This is a genomic window from Methylotenera sp., assembly GCF_029945535.1.
Classification (GTDB): domain Bacteria; phylum Pseudomonadota; class Gammaproteobacteria; order Burkholderiales; family Methylophilaceae; genus Methylotenera.
Genome location: NZ_JAQSCU010000010.1, coordinates 113,392 through 133,189, shown reverse-complemented (window position 1 = coordinate 133,189; position 19,798 = coordinate 113,392). Strand labels below are relative to the sequence as shown.

Genomic DNA, 19,798 nt, shown 5'->3' with positions numbered 1-19,798 from the left:
GTGACGGTGTTGGTTTCATCGCCGTCTACTGGCGCGTCGTTCACCGGCGTCACTGTAATCGGCGTTGTAGCCACAGGTGAAACCGCACCTTGATTATCCGTGACAGTAAATGGAATATTAACAGTGCCATTGAAATTAGGTGTTGGGTGGAATACCAAGCTAGCAGCCTCAGCTGGAGTGAGCGGCGCACCCGCAACCACAGGAGTACCATCAGCTTTAGTCAAAACACCTTGACTGACTGACGGTAAAGTTGCGACAGATATTGAGGCAACAGTACCATCTGGGTCTGTACCCGACAAATTAACAGCAATATCGCCACCATCTTCAGCACCTGCCGCTGGAGTTACGACGCCTACCGGCGCTGCATTTGGTGTACCTGAGTTATTGAGACCATATCTATCATCATCTTGAGCCGCAGCTGGGTCAGCCGTCAACCTGCCATCTGTATCGTATTCATAAGCAAATTTGAATCTATTTAAATCATCGTTAATTCTTAGTAAGTTAACAAAATCAAAACCGTGAATGGTAAAGGTACCATTACCGGCGGCAGTTTCTTCCAACACATCATTAATATCTTGACCACTTTCAATCGCTTTAATGACAGTATCAATGGTTGCTACATTCACTGCGCTATCTAAGGCATCAGGCGCAATCAGGTTAGTTAATTCAGGCGTAAAGGCAACCAATTGGTCGGCAGCAATATGTATTACACGGCCATTAGATAGCTCCAAATCAACAAACACGCCCTTCCCAGTTTGTATGGTGTCGCTAGACTGTATTTGATCACCTAAATGTAGATCACGCTTTGCACCATTATCTGAAAGTGCTACTGCTGTGCCTGTCATTGCTACGATTTTGCCGATGATTGCCATGATTACGTCCTAAATTAACTCTTAATTGATTGTTAAATACTTAAAGTTGAATGCTTAAAATTAAGTTGATTTATTTTTCTTACATACTTTTTCTACAATCGCATTAAACACGCTTTTTCTCTACAAATATATTGTACTAATGGCCAATAACAATGCAGAGAAAGTGCGCTTTGTTAAGGCCTTTAATATAGAAAAGCCGTACAAATACCATCTTTATTAAAAGATGTTGCCATTATTAATAACGGCATAATTGAGCACATCTTGATACTAATAATCAAATATTTATATATTGACCACCTCGTATATATACCCATGGAGTGCGAGTTATCTCGGGTTTTATCAACAATTCAGCTTTACTTAATCGACCGATCAACTTTATTGCATTGATTGTATTGGTATTTTTTTGCGTCACCGGCATTTATGCTGCCAGTTGCGATTTCAATAAATTAAGTAACCTAGCTAAACAAAGGTATGGCGACGAGGCTTATCAAGATGTTGTAGAGCTTCAACAATTAATCAATCAATTAAAAACCGCGACCGAGGCGGAGAAGCTCAAGCAGATAAACGATTTCTTTAACCGAAAAATCAATTACGCCGAAGATATAGATTTGTGGGGAAAGTCAGATTATTGGGCGACACCTTTAGAGGCAATCGGTCGTCAAGCTGGCGATTGCGAAGATTACAGCATTGCCAAGTATGTATTTTTAAAAGTATTAAATGTGCCAAATGATAAGCTAAGACTCACCTACGTGCGTGCTGAGTTAAACTTTGATGGCATCAGAACGGTGAGAGCGCACATGGTATTGAGTTACTACCCCACGCCGCAATCTACCCCGCTCATTTTAGATAGCTTAAAACCAGAAATTTTACCTGCATCCAGCAGAACTGATTTAACGCCAATTTTTAGCTTTAATGACAAAGGTATTTGGGTAGGTTCAAGTAGCAAACCCAAGGGCGAAGCAACTTCTCACCTCTCCAAATGGTTAGATGTGTTAACACGCATGCAAGCGGATGGAATAGAATAATTAAAAGCTAGGATATTAAAATGTCACTGATAAAACAACTTTGGTTAGCCATCATATTTATACTCATACTCGCCAGTGGCGGCAGCTTTGTCTTAAGCACGCTATCGAGTAAAAACTATTTAGAAGAGCAACTGCAACTTAAGAACCTCGACAACTCCACGTCGCTGGCACTCTCTTTATCGCAAATGCAAAAAGACCCAACGACGATAGACTTACTCATTTCCGCACAATTTGACTCTGGTCACTATCGCTATATCGGCTTGTTTGACCCTGATGGAAAAATGATCAGCGAACGCGTTAATGCCAATAGTAAAACCAAAGCACCAGCTTGGTTTACTAAACTGGTTCCAATTAAAGCACAAGCTGGCGTTGCTGAGGTGCAAGATGGCTGGAAGCAATTCGGCTCAATCACTTTAGAAAGCGACTCTAACTTTGCCTACGATAAACTTTGGGATACCACCATAGAAATCGCGCTTTGGGCATCGCTCATCGGCTTACTGGCCTGCTACGGTGGCGGCAAAATTTTAGAGAAAATCCTAAGTCCACTAGATGATGTCGTTAATCAAGCCAAGGCAATTGGTGAGAATCGCTTCATCAGCATCGCCGAACCAAAAACCACTGAATTCAAAGCGGTAGTCAACGCGATGAATAGCCTATCAAGCCGCATTAAAAACACGGTGACAGAAGAATCATCTCGACTAGAAGAATTACGCTACCAAGCTAATTTTGAGCCAACTACTGGGTTAATGAATTTTGATTACTTTATTCGCAGAGTCAATGCAAGTATTAGCCATGAAGAAACTTTTAGCTCAGGCGTTTTGGTTGTCACAAGACTCGCTAATTTAGCGTTGATTGATCAAATACTCGGTCATCAGGAAACCAATACATTGTTAAAAAGAATAGGTGAAGCTTTAAATAATGAGTGCAAGAATCACCCACACCTTTATGCCGCGCGCTTAACAGGTACAGATTTCGGCATATTCTGCACTCGTCCACTGGATACGGATACGCTGGGCTTGCAAATAAAAGAACTATTAATCAATGTAAGCGAAACCAAGCAAGAGGCTTTGAGTGCTAACTTCTTGACCGTTGCGATTAATGTCACAAAATCAGACACCGCAGAGAATCTTGTTTCCATTTTAGAAGCAGCAGAAAAATTCATCTCGTTTATTGATAGTGTTGTCGATAAAGTAAATATTCAACACAGAAATACGCTACACGTGATTAATCATAACGATCTCGTACAATATCGGAAAAATGACCAAGAAAATTGGGAAAAATTGCTCACATCTGCCCTAGATAACCGAAGAGTCAAGCTTGAGCCTTATCCTGTCATCAATCAAAACGGTCAGTTAATACATAACGAAAGCCCAGTCAGACTTCAGTTAGAGCCTAACGGCAAATGGTATTCTGCGGGCGAATTTATTACTTGGGCAACACAGCTTAATTTAATGAGTCGCGTAGATGAATTAGTCTTAGAAACTGCCCTAGGTAAGCTCGCTACGGGTACAGAATCTATTGGTCTAAATCTTTCAGCCAGTGCCATTTGCAATCCTGAGTTTATTGAAAAAACCTGCAAGTTGATCAAATTGAACATCAGTGTAGCCAGCCGCCTATATTTTGAGGTGCCTGAAAAAAGCGCTTTTGAATTCTCGGCTGAGTTCCGCCATTTTTGCAATCAGGTAAAGCCATTAGGCTGTAAAGTTGGCATAGAGCATGTAGGCACACATATTGCTCGCCTAGGTGAACTACATGACGTAGGCTTAGATTACATTAAAATTGATGTATCAATTATCAAAGATATTGATAGCAATGAAGACAACAAAACGTTGCTACGAGGCTTATGTATGATTGCTCACTCTATTGGTGTGATGGCAATTGCCGAGGGCGTGCAAACCCTTGATGAACAGGCGACATTAAAACAAATTGGTATCGATGGCATGACAGGGCCAGGGATTCATATCGCTTAATGCATTAAGCCATGCAACATTGAACCAAATTAATCCACACAGAGCTGTGTGGATTAACTCTATCAATCAAGCTTAATGTTTGTAATTACCGTTAAGCATCAGTGCTAATTGCAGCCTGTCTTTAGCGCCTAAACGTTCAAATGTAGAAGCTAAATGTGCTTTCACCGTGCGTTCAGTGATGCTCAAAACTCTAGCAATCTCTTTATTGCTAGATCCTTTTGAAGCTTCTAAAGCCACTTCTTTTTCACGTTTTGTCAGCTTTTCTAACAAAACATCGACTTGTTCAGGGCGATTAGTCACTAATTTTGTAGAAGTCTCGATTAAGGCTTGAAGAACATCTTGCCCTACCCACAAGCCGCCATGACTGATGACTGCTCTAATCTCTTTAAGTACCGCAGGCGCTATGTGCGCATGACAATAGCCCATTGCACCTAGTTTTAAAGCATGGATAGACTCAGCATGATTTGGCGCATTGGCCAGCACTACGACCTTCGCCCCTTGATGGCTTTTCATAATAGCCGCAATCGTATTTTCCATCCACTGCTGGCGATCTTCATTCATGTGCAACCAAAAGATATAAGCTTCTGAGGCTTTATTCTTGGCACTTCCGCGCTCAAGAGCCTCTGGCACGATGGCAGCTAATGTAGATTTGGGAAATGCTTTAGTCCAACTGTCTATAGCGGCAGGCAGTTTAGTAATGAAAATATCCTGCATTTATCTCTCACTAAATGCGTATGATTTTGCTTTCAATACCGGCTTAAGCAAGTATGAAAGCACCGTTTTCTTACCTGTCATAATATCTACTTGAGCCACCATACCGGGAATAATCGGCAAGCCTTTACCTAAGCTAGACTTTAAAGTGCGCACTCTCACCACATAATAGGCATTGCCTTTTTCATCGACAATCGAGTTGGCTGAAACACTCTCGACCTTTGCATCTAGCGCACCGTAAATGCTGTAATCATAAGCGGTTAGCTTAACTACGGCAGGTTGCTCTAATCGAATAAACGCAATATCTTTGATTTGAATTTTAGTTTCTAATACCAGCGCCTCATCGGTAGGCACCACTTCTAGCACCTCTTTACCTGGCTGTATCACGCCTCCAACAGTATTGAAGAATAAGCGACTGACTTTACCGTTAACAGGTGATTTTAAGGTTGCTTGATTGACTTTATCGGTCAGCCCTACGCTTGTTTCAGTAATGCTATTCAGGCGCGCTGTAATGTCATTTAGCTCAGTACGCACCTTGCTTTTAAAGGTTTGTTCAACCTCTGTCACCTTACGCCTTGCCTCGCCGATTGAAGACTGAATACGGCTAATTTGCGCACGTGCTTGGTCAATATCGCCTTTGGCTTTGGTCGATTCTCTTTCTAATTTAAGTATGTCGATTTCAGAAACCGCACCGCTTGCTAATAAAGGTCTATTTGCAGCCAATTCTTTTGTCGCAGATTCATAATTCTTTTCCGCAACTTCTTTACGATATTGCACTTCGATTAACTCTTTTTCTCTTTGATCCATTTGATCGCGCGCAATACTAATGGAAGATTGCAACTCTTCTTTACTAGAAATATACAAAGCATATTCTTGATCATAAGTTTGCGGCGCATTCTGTTGCACCTGTTTTGGTGGATTGAATGCTGAGCCTTCAGCCAAAGCAGTGAGCCTAGACTGCTTTGCTAACAACGCTAAATACTGTGTTTGATTTTCTCTTAATGATGAAACTGCCCGCGTTTCATCAATACGAATCAGTGGCGTACCCACCTTCACGGTCTGGCCCTCAGCCACTAATATTTCAGAAACGATACCACCATCCAAGGATTGAATCACTTGCACCTGCTTAGAAGGAATCACCCGACCTTCGCCGCGCGTGACTTCATCTATTTTTGCAAAAAATGCCCAAATGATTAACACAGCTAAAGCTGCTGCAATGCTATACAACAGTACTTTTGCTCTTAGTGGTGTTTGCTCTAAAATCGCCAAATCGGCCTCATCATCCCAATGCAAATCTTCTCTGGTTTCAGTGGGTGCCATTTTATCTAATAAGTAATAGATAGGCTTGGTGAGCCATGCTTGTTTTTTGAAGGCTTCGTTTAACTTACCGATTCTTTTAAACAGATTTTCACTCATAGCGCTTTACCTACTTTGCCGCTGCGTAACGCTTCCGTCACTTGTTCTTTAGGGCCATCTGCCACAATTCGGCCAGAGTCGATCACAATAATGCGATCGACCAAATCATATAAAGCTGAACGGTGAGAAATTAGCACCAATGTTTTATTCTTTGTAGCCTCTACAAGGCGGCGCTTAATCGCATCTTCTCCCGAATGATCCATGGCGCTAGTTGGTTCATCTAGCAACAATATTGCAGGATTACCAATCAACGCCCTAGCGATACCAACACCTTGGCGTTGTCCGCCAGATAAGGTTTCACCGCGCTCACCAATCGACATATCAAAACCTTTAGGATGCGCATTAATGAACTCATCAATACCGCCGACATGTGCCGCTGCAAGCACTGCAGCATCATCAACATGTTGCGCTGAAATAGTTAAGTTATCGCGCATCGTGCCATAAAACAAATGCGTATCTTGTTGCACATAACCCACACAGCGCCTCAATTCAGCAGGGTCAATTTGGCGCGCATCAATGCCGTCCACCAAAATTGCGCCTCCCGTGGGTTGATATAAACCGAGCATCAATTTATGTATGGTTGATTTACCTGAGCCCATGCGGCCTAACAAAGCCACATGTTCACCCGCTTTAATTTTGAATGAGACTTTAGTCAGCGCATCTTGCTCACTGCCTGGATAGCTAAAACTCACTTCCCTGAATTCAATATTGCCAGTAAAGGCAGGGCGCGATAAAAACTTAGCATCTACTGGGCGCTCTACTGGGCGCTTCATAATTTCATCTAATGAAGTCAGCGCAGTTGCCGCATTATGATATTGCGTTAACAAACCTGCAGTTTGTGCAATTGGCACTAACGCACGAGAAGCCAGCATGGTGCAAGCAATCAAGCCACCCATCGTTAAATCACCATTCACCACTAAATAAACACCAAGCACTACAAGTGAAATGTTAATTAACTGCTGAATCGTACTTGCGCCGTTATTAATAGATGAAGATAACAATCTTAACTTGCTTGATACCTCAGTGAGAAAGTGCGCGCTACGCTCCCATTTGCGCTGCATTTGACCTTCAATACCTAAAGCTTTGACCGTTTCGAGGCTCACCAAACTTTCAATCAGCGTCGCGTTTCTAATGGCACTCGCGCGATACATGGTTTCAGAAAGCTCATGCATTTTAGTTTGCACGCTAAATGAATACACTAAAATCAAAACCGCACCCAAAATCACGGGAATAATCATGTAAGGAGAAATCCAAGCCATCACCACAATAAAAATCAGGCCAAACGGAATATCAATCAGCGTTGTAATTGTGGCAGATGTGATGAAATCACGAACAGTCTCAAACGAGCGTAAATTGGAGGCAAAAGAGCCTACAGAAGTGGGCCTTTGCTCAAGTCGAATGCCTAACACTTGCTCCATGATGCGTGCTGTGAGCTTCACATCGACACGGGTACTGGCCCAATCAAGGAAATAACCACGCAAGGTTCTGAGAATTAAATCACCAATAATCATCAGCGAAATACCAATCGCCATTACCCACAAAGTCTCAACAGCGCGATTCGGCACAACACGGTCATACACATTCATCGTAAATAATGGCATCGCCAAAGCGAACATATTCACCACAAAAGCAGCCACCATAATGTCACGGTAAATTCGGCTATTTTCTGCCAACGTACCCCAAAACCAATGGCGCAGCCTTACTTTACCAACAATAGGCGCACGCTGATCAAACGCATATTTAGCTTTTGCTACAATGTAATAGCCCGAGCAACGCTCTTCTAACTCATTAATAGCAATCGATATTTCCGCATCACCTAGTTCAGGAAAAATCACATTTGCTTTATTTTCATTGAAATCCAGCTTGGTCAGAACACAAGCTTCTTCATCTTTCAACAATAAAATCGCAGGTAAAAACTCTGAACGAATTTTATCAAGAGGCTTCTTTAATATAGTCACAGCCAGATTAACACGCTCAGCTGAACGCTTAACCAGCGCAGGCGTCATTTTACCGTCACGTAACGGCAGCCCTGAAATTAAAGCATCTTTGGAAGTAGCAACATTTTGAATACGGCAAATAAGTACAAGGCTATCTAACAAGGTATCAACAACACCTATATTTTCACTCTTAGCATTTTCAATTTGAGTTAAATTCTCAGCACTCATGTTTTTCCCTGTTAATCATCACACCCAAAAGCCGATTGTACTACTTGTTCTATCAGTCAGACTTTTTCTAAAAAATCGTATATCGTAAAATCAACAGCAAGTTTAATGCCAAACAAGCTTAAGCTGTATATATATGAATGGTAATGGCGGCTTTATTAGTAAAAATTTACATAGCTTTACATATTACAAGCAGCCCTCAAGCACTACTTGGCTATATAAATAAAGGGCTAACGTAACAGAATATAACCTGAAAAACCTAACTTTAAATCTTTGGTTTAAGCGGTCTTTGTGAGCTAATTAGGAAGTTTATAATGAGGCATGGGTACAACGCGGCTTAACTAACTTTGTATGTACCCTAGCTGAACAACTCAATCTATACGCCGTAGACGAGATAAAACTCACTAGACAAAGTTTCTAGCAACTTAATGCCTACACGAATATTGCAGGCATCTATATCAATTATGATCGGCCGTAATGGTCATCAAAACGTTCGATGTCGTCTTCAGCCAAATAACCACCCGATTGCACTTCAATAATTTCTAGCGGCATTTTCCCTACATTTTCCAAACGATGCTTAGTTCCTAGGGGAATATAAGTCGATTCATTTTCAGTCACAAGATAACTGTCTTCACCCCTTGTAACCCTAGCCGTGCCTTTGACCACGACCCAATGTTCAGCCCGATGATGGTGTAATTGTAAAGATAGCTTAGCGCCAGGCTTCACCATCATTCGCTTCACTTGAAATCGCTCCCCGATATCAACACTGTCATACCAACCCCAAGGGCGATAAACTTTACGGTGCAGTAGGCCTTCAGCTCTATGCTGCTGTTTTAAAGAATCAACAATTTTTTTAACATCTTGCGTTTTGCTTTTATGAGCGACCAATATTGCATCTGAGGTTTCTACCACCACTAAATCAGTGACACCTACACAAGCAACTAGTCTTCCTCCTGAAAAGGCCAAGGTGTCGGCACAGTCAGTGAGCATCACATCGCCTTGAGTGGCATTACCATTCAGATCCTTTGGTAACACTTGCCACAATGATCCCCAGGCGCCTACATCTGACCAGCCAGCAGAAAGCGGTATTACCACGCCTGCAGGAAGATTCATCTGACCTGCTGCAATTTTTTCCATCACAGCATAATCAATAGAGTCGCTAGGGCACTGCTCAAACTCAAGTTTACCTACTCGCACAAAATTACCATCTAGCTGCTCAGCTTTCCAAGCACTATCACATGCTGAAAAAATATCAGGGCGACACTGCTCTATTGCTGAAATCCATACTGAGGAGCGCATCATAAATAAACCGCTATTCCATAGATAATCGCCGCTATCAACATATTGCTGAGCGGTCTCATAATCAGGTTTTTCAACAAAACGTCGAATGCTAAAAGCATCAGCAGAAGACTCTTTTAATTTAGCTCCAGCCTGAATATATCCGTAACCTGTTTCTGGGCAATCTGGCGTAATACCAAACGTCACAACCATACCTTTAGCGGCAAGAGCCGCTCCTTCACGAACGGCATTATGAAACGCCAAGCCATCAATAACGACGTGGTCTGCTGGCATGACCAGCAATATTGGGTCATCACCAGCTCTAGCAGCTTCAAGCGCCGCAAGAGTTAGTGCAGGTGCTGTGTTTCGCCCGACTGGCTCAAGTACAATCACCCCCTCCTTATTCATCAACCGTAGTTGCTCAGCGATGACAAATCTATACTCCTCGTTGCAAACAATCATTGGTGTAGCCAAACTCACACCATCAATACCATCAACCCTTCGAACCGTTCCTTGCAGTAAGGAATCATCTCCAAATAACGGCAATAATTGCTTAGGGTACTTCTCACGAGAAAGCGGCCATAAGCGCGTGCCAGAACCACCAGAGAGTATAACTGGCTGAACTATCGTATCAATTACTGTGTTGTGCATTGGGTTATTTCTCAAAAAATATTCTATATCCCAAATCTTTTACTTGGGCTTGAGAATAAGTAATCGCGTTGTGTTACACATAGGCTAAAGGTCAAATTCGCAGGAGAAATAGTACTGAACTAACATGACAATTTAAGGACAGGCTTAATGAATGTCGAACCAAAATCATTGAGGATAAAAACTGAAATGTAATAAAGGCTTATCAATATCCTTTACATCTAACATAATTTAAATAGCTAGTTGAAATCCAGTCAAAAAAACGTTTTATTGCGAGTCTTGCTGGCTGCTCAAAATAGATAAAAGTAACAATGGAGATTGAGATTGCAAACACAGGATTTAAAAGTGAGGCAACTTGTTCCGTTAGTATTGCATGGTCAACTGCCCAGAGTAACCATTGCCGAATAGGACCTTGCAAGATATAAAGTGCATAACTGGCTCCACCTAACAACAGCATAATCTTGCTAGAAAGTGCTGAAACCATCCAGTTTCTACCATAGCTAAGCTGAATAATTAGAATTCCAAACACAACAGTGGCAAGAGACTTAGCTTGCACTACATCAAAAAACGCTAACAAAACCATAATGATTAGCAGGGAAGCTAATGACAATTCAAAACTAGATATTTTTTCACCTATTTGAGGTGCACTAAACATAAGTTTGCAAATTAGCATTCCAAAAATAAATTCGGGAAGCCTCAGTATGGGCAAAATTGGGGTTAGTGATATTGGTAGAAATGGTACGAACTTAACGCCAGGATCTACCCATGGCGTGCCAAATGCAACAATAAGCAATGATGTAAGAAGCAAGCCAACAGCAATTGTATTTAATTTGATGTTTCTCATCACAAGCAAAAGTAAGGGGAAACAAATGTAAAAAAATAGCTCTACAGATAAAGTCCAGGCCTGCATAACCCATGTTCCACCGAAGCCAGAAAAAGGTAAGGTCCAAGACTGCACCATTGCCAATACACATAGAGCCGACCATGTATCCAAAGCTTTTGGCAACACAGGCAGCATAAGCAATAATGCAAGTAAATATACGGGGTAAATTCGAGAAAATCTCGCTATAAAAAAATCTGCAAATTTAAACTTATGCGCTAATTTTTGCGTATAGGTATATGTCAATATAAAGCCTGAGAGTACAAAAAACATACTCACTCCAACCTTTCCGTTATGCAGAAAGGTTGAAACAAAAGTTGGCATTCCAATTCGCTCCGAAAAAGCAGCGCCAAAATGAAATAAGAAAACCAGCATGGCTGCTAGAAAACGTACTCCTGTTAAGGCATTAATGGTTTTTAATTTATATGGTTGGCTCATTTTTTATCAAGTAACTTAATTAAAGACTTCTAAGAAACGATGCTCTTAATTTGGAACGCTTTTCTAATTTACTTCCAGCCGATACTATTTGATACTCAGAATTCCATTTCTAAGTTTAAGTACAGGTGAATCAATAACATAAGAGTTGGAACTCTGCAAAGGCTTGCCATTTTGCAAAATTTCTGGAATCGCAGACCAGCGCTTGCCATCGGGATGTGCTTGCAGTTTAAACTTCACTTGCGTTTGCATACCGGACTTCTCTAGCAGCGCTACAGATGAATTAGTCACGTCATATTGAGGACGTTGCAAACGCACTTGCGCTCGAAATTGAGTAAAATTCAGATCCGCAGCTTCACGCTCAACTCGAAAAAATAATGCCGTTTTAGGCTCGCGTACTTTTACTACCAAATATTTCGACGTTAATTTAGAGGGCGCTTGGTCGTATTCATTGTTACCAAGCAAGGTAGCCACGGCGACAAATACCCCACCCTGCCTTACAAAAACCCAGTTTTTCTCTTTGATGACCTCATCAAAGTCTTTAGGTATTCGACACTCAGCTAATTGCAATAATGCATCTTTATGAATGCTACGATCTGGTAAAGATCGAGCATCGCTACCTAGTACCCAGGGATCTTTTTTAGGCGTATCGAACAGCATGACAACACTAGACTTATCATAACGATACATTTGTTGAAAAGGAGATGAACGATCCGTCCCCCATGCATCTTCACCAGCATTACTTTTCCAATAGGGCTGATAGCATTCAATTTGATTTTGTGGGTTTTTAGATTTAAGTAATATTGAAAACGTCTGAATGTGTCCAGAATAACCACCTGGCTCAAATAACTGGTTTCCAGTTCCCACGGCAAAGTCGTCAGTAATGTAAGAGTCACCAAAAATCTCAGGTGATGTTTCTGCATCCCATATACCAAAGCTAGGGGTAATGCTTTTTATAACATAATCATTTGTGTTAACAGCTCCCATAGCCAACACGTCTGCTGGTGGCTGCCAATTAGATAGGCCTAGAGTTGAAGTGTAATAAGGCTCTTTTCTACTTTGAAAGTCATACAACCCCAGACCAGCCGGCTCACCAAAATAATACCAAAGTAACTGCTGCGTAATTGCTGGCACATAATCTTGCGGGCTATCAGTAGCATTGAGTTGATCAAAGTTTTTGCGTGTTAACGGAGGGACAATCTCGCCATGAAAAGAATGAACCTTCAGCACCGCAAGCTCAAGGGTTGCCTCCTCTTCAGCTGTTTTCTTAACTGCTGGGTCTGCAGCGAAATCAATTAAATTTAATAGCGGGAAAAAATTCACCATCGCATAGGTTGGCGAAAGCCATTCATAGTGCCCAGACTTATAGACCCTTGATTTTCTGCCGAAAAGCAATGGTTTCAGTGCTGCCATTAGTTGTGCAGATGTATACACGGTACCGTCCCAATGTGTCCACTTCGCTTTGGGAAAGTATTGCGCCAACAAATACCATGAAGTCGCACGCATAATGGCATGATTAAGAGTACCGTGACCGAGTAACCACTGCCGCTGCGAGGTTAGCCCTGTGAGTAACTGCTGCTTTTGTGCCGGAGTCATGCAATCCCCGAACTGATACAGATAACGTACCAAGGGCGGCATGCTGAACATCTCAATAGGCCCATCCGGTGGATAAGACACAGCTAAGCTAGATAAGCTCGCCATATAGGCTGGCCATTCAGCTGAGCCACAACCTTGTTGTGCGGTTGCCGCTAATACGTCATAACTTTTAGCTTTTGGCCCCGAGTTATCAATGTATTTGGGATCACCCATGCGCTTGACTGACGCTTTTCGATTGAGAAAATTTTCTGCTGAATCGAACCTTGATGAAGTGGTTTTTTCAGCATCTTGGCTAGATACGCCATCAGCATTGGCAAATATAGAATGACTAATCACATACAGAAAAAAGAAAGCTAAGAATACAAAGTGATTAGTGTGACGAAAAGTCATAGACTACTTTTTGAACTGTACCCGTTACAAATCGTAATTGATAAACCAATCGATTGAGAACACCATTTTTTTCAAACTTCTCTTTAGCAGAATGACGCGCTTTAACACCTAACGTTGCTCTTAGCTCATTATCATCGGCTAACGTCTCAATTGCATCCGCTAACGCTGATCCATCCTCTGGCGCAATGACTAAACCACACTCAGTCACTAATCTAGCAATCTCGGTACTTTGCTGACACATAGCAATAACAGGTCGTCCACTCGCTAACATACCAGAAAGTTTTGAGGGTAAAACCAAGTCTGCTGCATCCGGACTTTGCGGCAATAAGTGCATATCAGCCAAACCCAATAATTGACCAAGCCTGCCGAATGGCTGCAATGGTAAAAACCGAACATTAGTAAGATCTGCGCAAGCTGCAACTAATTGCGGCTTCATAACACCATCACCGCATATAACAAACATTAAGTCTTTACGGTGCGCTAACTTTCTAGCCGCATCCGGAATAACCATCAAACCTTGTTTACCACCTAACGAACCTGAAAAAAGCACAACTTTCGTATCGGCATTAATCTCTAACTCTTCGCGATAATCACTTGGTTTATCCAAAGGGAAAATATGTGCAATATCCACCCAGTTAGGAAAAAACCTTATTTTTCGCTCTAATATCCCCTTCTGACGGAGCTTTTCCAACATTTGGCCAGAAATTGAAGATACGCTATCGAATCTGCTTAATAACCAGCGCTCAGAGCTAAGTACCGCTTTTTTAAGCAACTTGCCTTTAAGAAGCCCCATCTGAAAAGCTACGTCCACTTCAAAGTCTTGAATGTGTAACCATGCCTTGCCGCCACTCAGCCTAGCAACTAACCAGCCTGTAGGAGCACACATTAGAGCAGGCGCAACGGTGATCACCACGCTTGGACGCCAGATAATCTGCCAAAGCATGACGGGGAAAGATGACAATACAAATGTGAACAAATGAAGAAGGCGAGTAACTCCATTGGGTTTATTGGGTACCCATAGTGGCGCACGCCACACATCAACCCCATGCCATTGCTCACGACGATAAGGCGGCCATGCATAGCCTTTTTCTAACTTCCAAGATGGGTAGTATGGCGGAGCTGAAACCACTCTTACTTGATGTCCTTCAGCAACCAGCCAAGCCGCCATTTCACCAGAGTATTTACCAATGCCTGTCGGCTCAGGCGCAAAATTTGCCGTGTACAATAGTATTTTCAAGGTAAAAATCTTTTCAGAATGAAGAACAACATATCCATCTACCAATAACAAAAGTGCGTTATTGATAGTGACGAGATGGATATAGTATTTGTTACTCATGACCTTTTTATGAACGGAAATAGTCCTATCTGCTCATAAAAATTGGATTACTTACAAATGAATTAAGCTGTAAGTAGAATTGAAAGGAGTTGCTTTCCCGACGTTTGTTATAAGCGCTTAAAACATCTTAATAAGTAGCGATGACGCTAAATATAAATTAGGTAACTTTAGGTGAAATCTAATTGAGTTGAATAACTAAGCTTTTGTAAACACTGCAGCCTATATGCCCTTCGCTGCCTGCATTTCTTTAGTTTTAAGTACTATAAAGTACTCATAAATAGCTTGAAGAATGGCGTATCGTACGCCTGGCCAGCCGTCTAAAAAGGCACGGCGCACAATCAACATGTAAATCAATTTAATCAATGGGCGAGCTGGTAATCCATAAAAGATTGCTTTTTGGTGAACACGCCGCTCACTGAAGTCGCCGCCAAAAAGCGCAGTTCGCCAATCTGGTTTGATAAAGAGACCTTTAGCAACCACTTCTGCTTCCATGCGTGAGTAAGTGTTATGTTTGCTAATCCAATGATCGAGCCCTTTAGAAAAAGGGTAATGCACAAAAGGCTGCGTAAGTTCGGCAATGTCTCCATCAACGACCAATACCTCATTAATCTCGCGTTCATAATGTGCTCGACTAACGCGTACCATGCGCACATAAAATGGTGAGATTTGGGCGTGTTTTAACCAACGTCCCCACCAAATATCACGACGACGCATACGTGCACCAGCTACATGATCTAGAGCCGACTTAGCAAACTCTTTTAATTCAGAAGCCAGTGACGGCGTAATTCGCTCATCAGCATCCAATATAACTAACCACTGGTGCTTAAAAGGAAGCTTTAATCCATAGTTACGTTGCGACGCATACCCATCAAAGACCCTCAATGTTACTTTTGCACCGAAATTCTCGGCTATTTCTGCTGTTTTATCAGAGCTCATTGAGTCGAGGACATGTACATCATCACTCCAAGCCACAGATTTCAGGCAATCGGGGAGATCTTGCTCTTCATTCTTAGTTAAAATTAAGACTGATATTGCGCTCATTTACCACCACCCCTTTTACGCACTCTTTTCATTACAGCGGGATTGCCCGCCCAAACTGACCAAGGTTCAATAATACTTTTCACTGCCACAGCGCGTGCCCCAAGCACACACCCTTCAGCAATCGTTACGCCAGGTCCAATAAAAGCTTCAGCGCACACCCATACATTTTTTTCTAAGTTGATTGGTTTAGCAATCAGCTGAAAGTTTGCAGAATCAATATCGTGTGACCCTCCACAAAGGTGCGCACCTTGCGAAACAACGCAATGATCGTCAATCGAAATGGGCGCCATATTGTAAATAGTCACCCCGTCTGCGATTCCAACAAAGTTGCCAATGGTGAGCGCCCAAGGAGCCCATATTTTTACATTAGGATACACATGCACATGCCGACCCAGTTGTGCACCAAATAAGCGTAAAATTAATCTACGCCATGCATGAAAAGGCCTTGGACTAGGGCGAAATAAGATAAGCCAAACGACGCCCCATAAACCGCGCATCAATCGATTTGCCATCGAAAATGATGGCTGTACGTAGGGATTGTTTCCCTGAATAATCATGGCATATATCTTTTAATTGTTTCAAGCAGGCTGCTTGCCATCGCTTCTACAGTGAACCGTTTATCAAAACTTGCTTTGGCTTGCGCTGACATTTGTTTACGTCCTTCATTGTCGAATGACAACCATAGGCGCAAGGTTTTTTCCGTACCTTCTACTGTGTCAGTATTGACTATGCCCGCACCATCAGCTTCAATTTCACGCCAAATATTCACTTTGTTAGAAATCAGCACTGGTAAGCTACAACCCATGGCTTCAGCCACTGCTATACCAAAATTTTCCTGATGTGAAGATAGAACAAACGCTTCGCTGGCGTAAAAAGCGCCCCACTTCATATCACCTTGCAACATCCCTGGCCATGAAATCCGGTCAGCGATGCCTAGTCGCTCCGCTTGTGCTTGTAGCTTCGCAACTAAGCCAGTTTGATCTGGCCCTGCTACCATCAGATGCAGCGATGAATCTAGATTTGCCACCCTAGCAAAAGCCTCAATCAGTAAGTCACAACCTTTTTTCTCGTGAATGCGACTTAAAAATAGAAGCACTCGCTTTTCACGCAGCTCAGGGTAAGCTGAATAAAAAACAGCTCTTAATGCCTCGGCATCACTTGGCGGTGTTTTTGTACCGTAATTAATGACGTCTTCTGTGGCTTTATAAAGCCAGAAAGACTTACGTGCGAGTAACTTTTCTTCTTCACAAGTAAAAAGTACTGCGGTTGCATCGCGCAGCAATCGATAATCTGCCCATGGCCAGTAAAGCCATTTTTTTAAATGCTTAAGCGGATAATTATGTTTGAACCACGGGTCTAGCATGCCATGCGTAAAAACAAAATACGGCACATGCAGATCACTCATCACTCGCCATGCGGCAAAACTGTGATACTGCCATAAACCATTTACTACCACGTAATCATAATGACGGACATTCTCTTTTAACCAGGGAATGAATTTTGAACTGTAGCGGTAGTTGGTCAAAGACGGTCCCATCGCATGTACCTTAAGCGGAAAATCTGCAATGTACGCTGCGGCTGGGTCATCTAGCGTGACCACCTCGACCACATGGCCGATTGTTTTCAATTGCAAGCCATATTGGCGCACGCCCTCCATTGGCCCACCACCTTTAGGATCTATTGAAGGTAGTATATGTAGCGCTCTCATTAGCGAGCTTTCCGAGGAATTAAGGTGTCGTTATTCAGGATTTGTGCTGTATGGGTATAACTAAGAACCTGCTGATAAGTTTTCAGGTACCCTTCAATTGCATCGTCTGCGTTAAACTTGGCAGCATGAGCTAGACCTTGCTCAACCAACGTAATTCTTTGCATTTCAGGCATGTTAAGTATTAACTTCAAGGCATTCGAACCTTTTAACGCCCAAGCATCTGGATCATCAGTCAACCTCAAAAGTGGAATGTAACTTGCTGATGAGCCGCCAATCTCATTCATAGGCGCAGCATCAGTCGTAAGCACCAAGCAGCCAGAAGCTTGTGCTTCGATAATTGGCCAGCCGAATCCTTCAGCAAGACTAGGGAAAATAAATGCATGTGCTGTTGAATACGCCGCTTGAAGCGCTTGGTTATCAATGCCTTGAAAGAAAAGTACCTGTCCTTGAGCTGGCAGCTCTTTGAGTAACGCTTGTACTTTAGTGTTTGGACTTGGGCTTATACACCAAAGTGGTAATGGCTTAGTCTCACCTTTAGCATATTCAATGTAAAGCCTAACGACGCCAGCAAGATTCTTATACCACTGACTACCCCCTAAATGCAGCAACATGCCTTCTGGCTTAACAGGCAAGCCAGCTTGCTTGAGAACCGCTATCGCATCACTTTGTAGCATTGGAACATAAGGATAATTCAAGCCGTTATATACCACTTCAGAAGTCACAGGAGTAACCTCTCCGAAGTGGTGTAGGTCGTCACGCGTTTTCTTAGAAATAGAGATAAAATGTTTTGCCTGCTGAAACCCTTGCCGTATATAGCGTTGATAAACTCGGCCTGACCATTGCGTAGGGTTTTCTGGAATATCGCCTAAAGCCGAACGTAAAGCCAACAAGTCATGCACATGTACAACATGTGGCTTATTTTTAACCAAAGGCACCCATGGCCCAAGCGCTTGATCACAAAAAACATACAGCGTATTGGCAGGCTGCATTTTCAGTTGCTTGCGCACCCACAATGGAAAAATAATGTACTGATCAATATAGCCAGCCCATTTAGACAACCTACCTTTAGGCAGTAAAGCATACATCTTTGCCTGCGGTGACCAAACCTCCACCTGATGACCACGTGCGCGATAAGCCTCCTCGAGCATACGAGCAAAACGCGGCATGCTTTGCGAGTTCATAAAAGCAGGATGAGAAAATAAAACTATATTCATAAATATTCGCTATTAAATCAGTATAGGTAGAACCAAAGCATCTGCGCGCTTTAATATTTGCTGCTCAATCAGACGGAAACACCACGCAACAAGCATACTTACAACAACAGTCAGGCAAGCAAAACCAAGAAACGCCATTTGGTCGATTGAACCTTTTGCGGTGTAGTCTTGAATCACCAACCAAGACATCAACGAGATCAGCACCTGAAAGTGCACCAGATAAAGTGGGAACGAAATTTCTCCAAGAAAGAGAGAAAACTTATTAGAAAAAAATGCTTTTAGATGACGTTGCGTATAGAAACAAAATACCAAGACCATTGCCACACATAGCATTAAAGGTAAAAGCGCTGCTGGCCTATGTATGCCAGCTGTGGCTATAGAAGTGCCAATAATGATTACAACAATAGCAAATGCCAATAGTTGATAATTACGCTGCTTAAGTAACTTCTCAAAAAGACCCTGCTGCCGATAATGACCCATCAACATACCAGCAAAAAAAAGTGAAAAGAAAGAACCAATAGCGGCCAGCCATACCAATAACAAAAAACATAATAAGTGAGGTTTTTTTAATCTATGCCATAAATAACATAAAAGAAACACTAACATTGAACCTATCATTTCGACCGACATCGTCCAAAGAAAAGGGTTGTACGAAAGCTCTCGAGTATGCGAAATATACACACCAATAATTGAATACCTTAAAAAACCAAGCAAAGACTGATTAAACTGTAAAAACTGCCCTAACCAATCTTGCCGCTGTAATATTTCTGCAGCCTTCATGTGAAAATCTAGCCCTGTAGCCATAATTAAATATGTCAGCAGACAGGACATAAAAATAGGTATGGTAAGGCGCAGATAACGCCTTACTAACAAACGGTCTATAGCACGTTCTCCGCCACCAGCAAAAAAACCACTACTTAGTGCATCACCTGAGAGTATAAAAAAAATGGCAACTGCGATATCGCCTGCAAGGAAAGGCGCAAACCATGCAAAATGAACAGCGGGAACGGCAAATTTAAGCATTTCGCCAAAAGCATGAAATAGCAAGACCAAAAATGCAGCCCAACCACGAATGCCATCCACTTCATTAATCCGTACATGTTGTTTTGTCATTTT

15 protein-coding genes are annotated in these 19,798 nt (G+C 42.2%); 2 read left to right on the top strand and 13 right to left on the bottom strand.

From position 1 onward, the window contains the following. Positions 1-872: retention module-containing protein (locus PSU72_RS03680; RefSeq protein ID WP_300430772.1), on the bottom strand; the 872-nt coding region annotated here is incomplete at its 3' end. A 317-nt stretch (positions 873-1,189) separates the two neighbouring features. On the opposite strand from PSU72_RS03680, the gene PSU72_RS03675 reads away from it, so the two are divergent. Both PSU72_RS03675 and PSU72_RS03670 read left to right on the top strand, forming a co-directional pair. Continuing rightward, positions 1,190-1,897, top strand: a complete 708-nt coding sequence (locus PSU72_RS03675) for a transglutaminase-like cysteine peptidase (RefSeq protein ID WP_367186078.1) — start codon at positions 1,190-1,192, stop codon at positions 1,895-1,897. A 20-nt stretch (positions 1,898-1,917) separates the two neighbouring features. After that, the gene (locus tag PSU72_RS03670; RefSeq protein WP_300430770.1) at positions 1,918-3,867 is read left to right on the top strand and encodes an EAL domain-containing protein; all 1,950 of its coding nucleotides are present in this window, start codon (positions 1,918-1,920) and stop codon (positions 3,865-3,867) included. Between the two features lie 72 nt (positions 3,868-3,939). Here the strand turns inward: PSU72_RS03670 and PSU72_RS03665 are convergent, their stop codons facing one another. The 12 genes from PSU72_RS03665 to PSU72_RS03610 form a co-directional block, all read right to left on the bottom strand. Then, positions 3,940-4,581 carry a response regulator transcription factor gene (locus PSU72_RS03665; protein ID WP_300430768.1) on the bottom strand — a complete coding sequence of 214 codons (642 nt, stop codon included), beginning with the start codon at positions 4,579-4,581 and terminating at the stop codon, positions 3,940-3,942. Then, positions 4,582-5,994 carry an HlyD family type I secretion periplasmic adaptor subunit gene (locus PSU72_RS03660; RefSeq protein ID WP_300430766.1) on the bottom strand — a complete coding sequence of 471 codons (1,413 nt, stop codon included), beginning with the start codon at positions 5,992-5,994 and terminating at the stop codon, positions 4,582-4,584. Then, complete coding sequence (locus tag PSU72_RS03655) at positions 5,991-8,159, bottom strand: type I secretion system permease/ATPase (RefSeq protein WP_300430764.1); 2,169 nt, start codon at positions 8,157-8,159, stop codon at positions 5,991-5,993. The genes PSU72_RS03660 and PSU72_RS03655 overlap by 4 nt, the downstream gene beginning before the upstream one ends. 459 nt (positions 8,160-8,618) lie before the next feature. After that, positions 8,619-10,085 carry a mannose-1-phosphate guanylyltransferase/mannose-6-phosphate isomerase gene (locus PSU72_RS03650; protein WP_300430762.1) on the bottom strand — a complete coding sequence of 489 codons (1,467 nt, stop codon included), beginning with the start codon at positions 10,083-10,085 and terminating at the stop codon, positions 8,619-8,621. A gap of 202 nt (positions 10,086-10,287) precedes the next feature. After that, positions 10,288-11,400 carry an acyltransferase gene (locus PSU72_RS03645; RefSeq protein WP_300430760.1) on the bottom strand — a complete coding sequence of 371 codons (1,113 nt, stop codon included), beginning with the start codon at positions 11,398-11,400 and terminating at the stop codon, positions 10,288-10,290. 84 nt (positions 11,401-11,484) lie between these two features. After that, a complete protein-coding gene (locus PSU72_RS03640; protein WP_300430758.1) occupies positions 11,485-13,383 on the bottom strand; it encodes a hypothetical protein in 1,899 nt (632 codons plus the stop codon). Further along, complete coding sequence (locus PSU72_RS03635; RefSeq protein WP_300430756.1) at positions 13,364-14,719, bottom strand: glycosyltransferase WbuB; 1,356 nt, start codon at positions 14,717-14,719, stop codon at positions 13,364-13,366. Before PSU72_RS03635 ends, PSU72_RS03640 begins: the two co-directional genes overlap by 20 nt. Before the next feature lie 219 nt (positions 14,720-14,938). Next, positions 14,939-15,760, bottom strand: a complete 822-nt coding sequence (locus PSU72_RS03630; protein WP_300430754.1) for a glycosyltransferase family 2 protein — start codon at positions 15,758-15,760, stop codon at positions 14,939-14,941. After that, positions 15,757-16,317 (bottom strand): putative colanic acid biosynthesis acetyltransferase, encoded by a 561-nt coding sequence (locus PSU72_RS03625; RefSeq protein ID WP_300430752.1) that lies wholly within the window; start codon positions 16,315-16,317, stop codon positions 15,757-15,759. Before PSU72_RS03625 ends, PSU72_RS03630 begins: the two co-directional genes overlap by 4 nt. Continuing rightward, positions 16,314-17,468, bottom strand: coding sequence for a glycosyltransferase (locus PSU72_RS03620; RefSeq protein ID WP_300430750.1), 1,155 nt, complete (start codon positions 17,466-17,468; stop codon positions 16,314-16,316). Before PSU72_RS03620 ends, PSU72_RS03625 begins: the two co-directional genes overlap by 4 nt. Continuing rightward, positions 17,468-18,682 (bottom strand): glycosyltransferase family 1 protein, encoded by a 1,215-nt coding sequence (locus PSU72_RS03615; RefSeq protein ID WP_300430748.1) that lies wholly within the window; start codon positions 18,680-18,682, stop codon positions 17,468-17,470. The genes PSU72_RS03620 and PSU72_RS03615 overlap by 1 nt, the downstream gene beginning before the upstream one ends. Positions 18,683-18,694: 12 nt before the next feature. Further along, the gene (locus PSU72_RS03610; RefSeq protein ID WP_300430747.1) at positions 18,695-19,795 is read right to left on the bottom strand and encodes an acyltransferase; all 1,101 of its coding nucleotides are present in this window, start codon (positions 19,793-19,795) and stop codon (positions 18,695-18,697) included. Between the last annotated feature and the right edge of the window lie 3 nt (positions 19,796-19,798).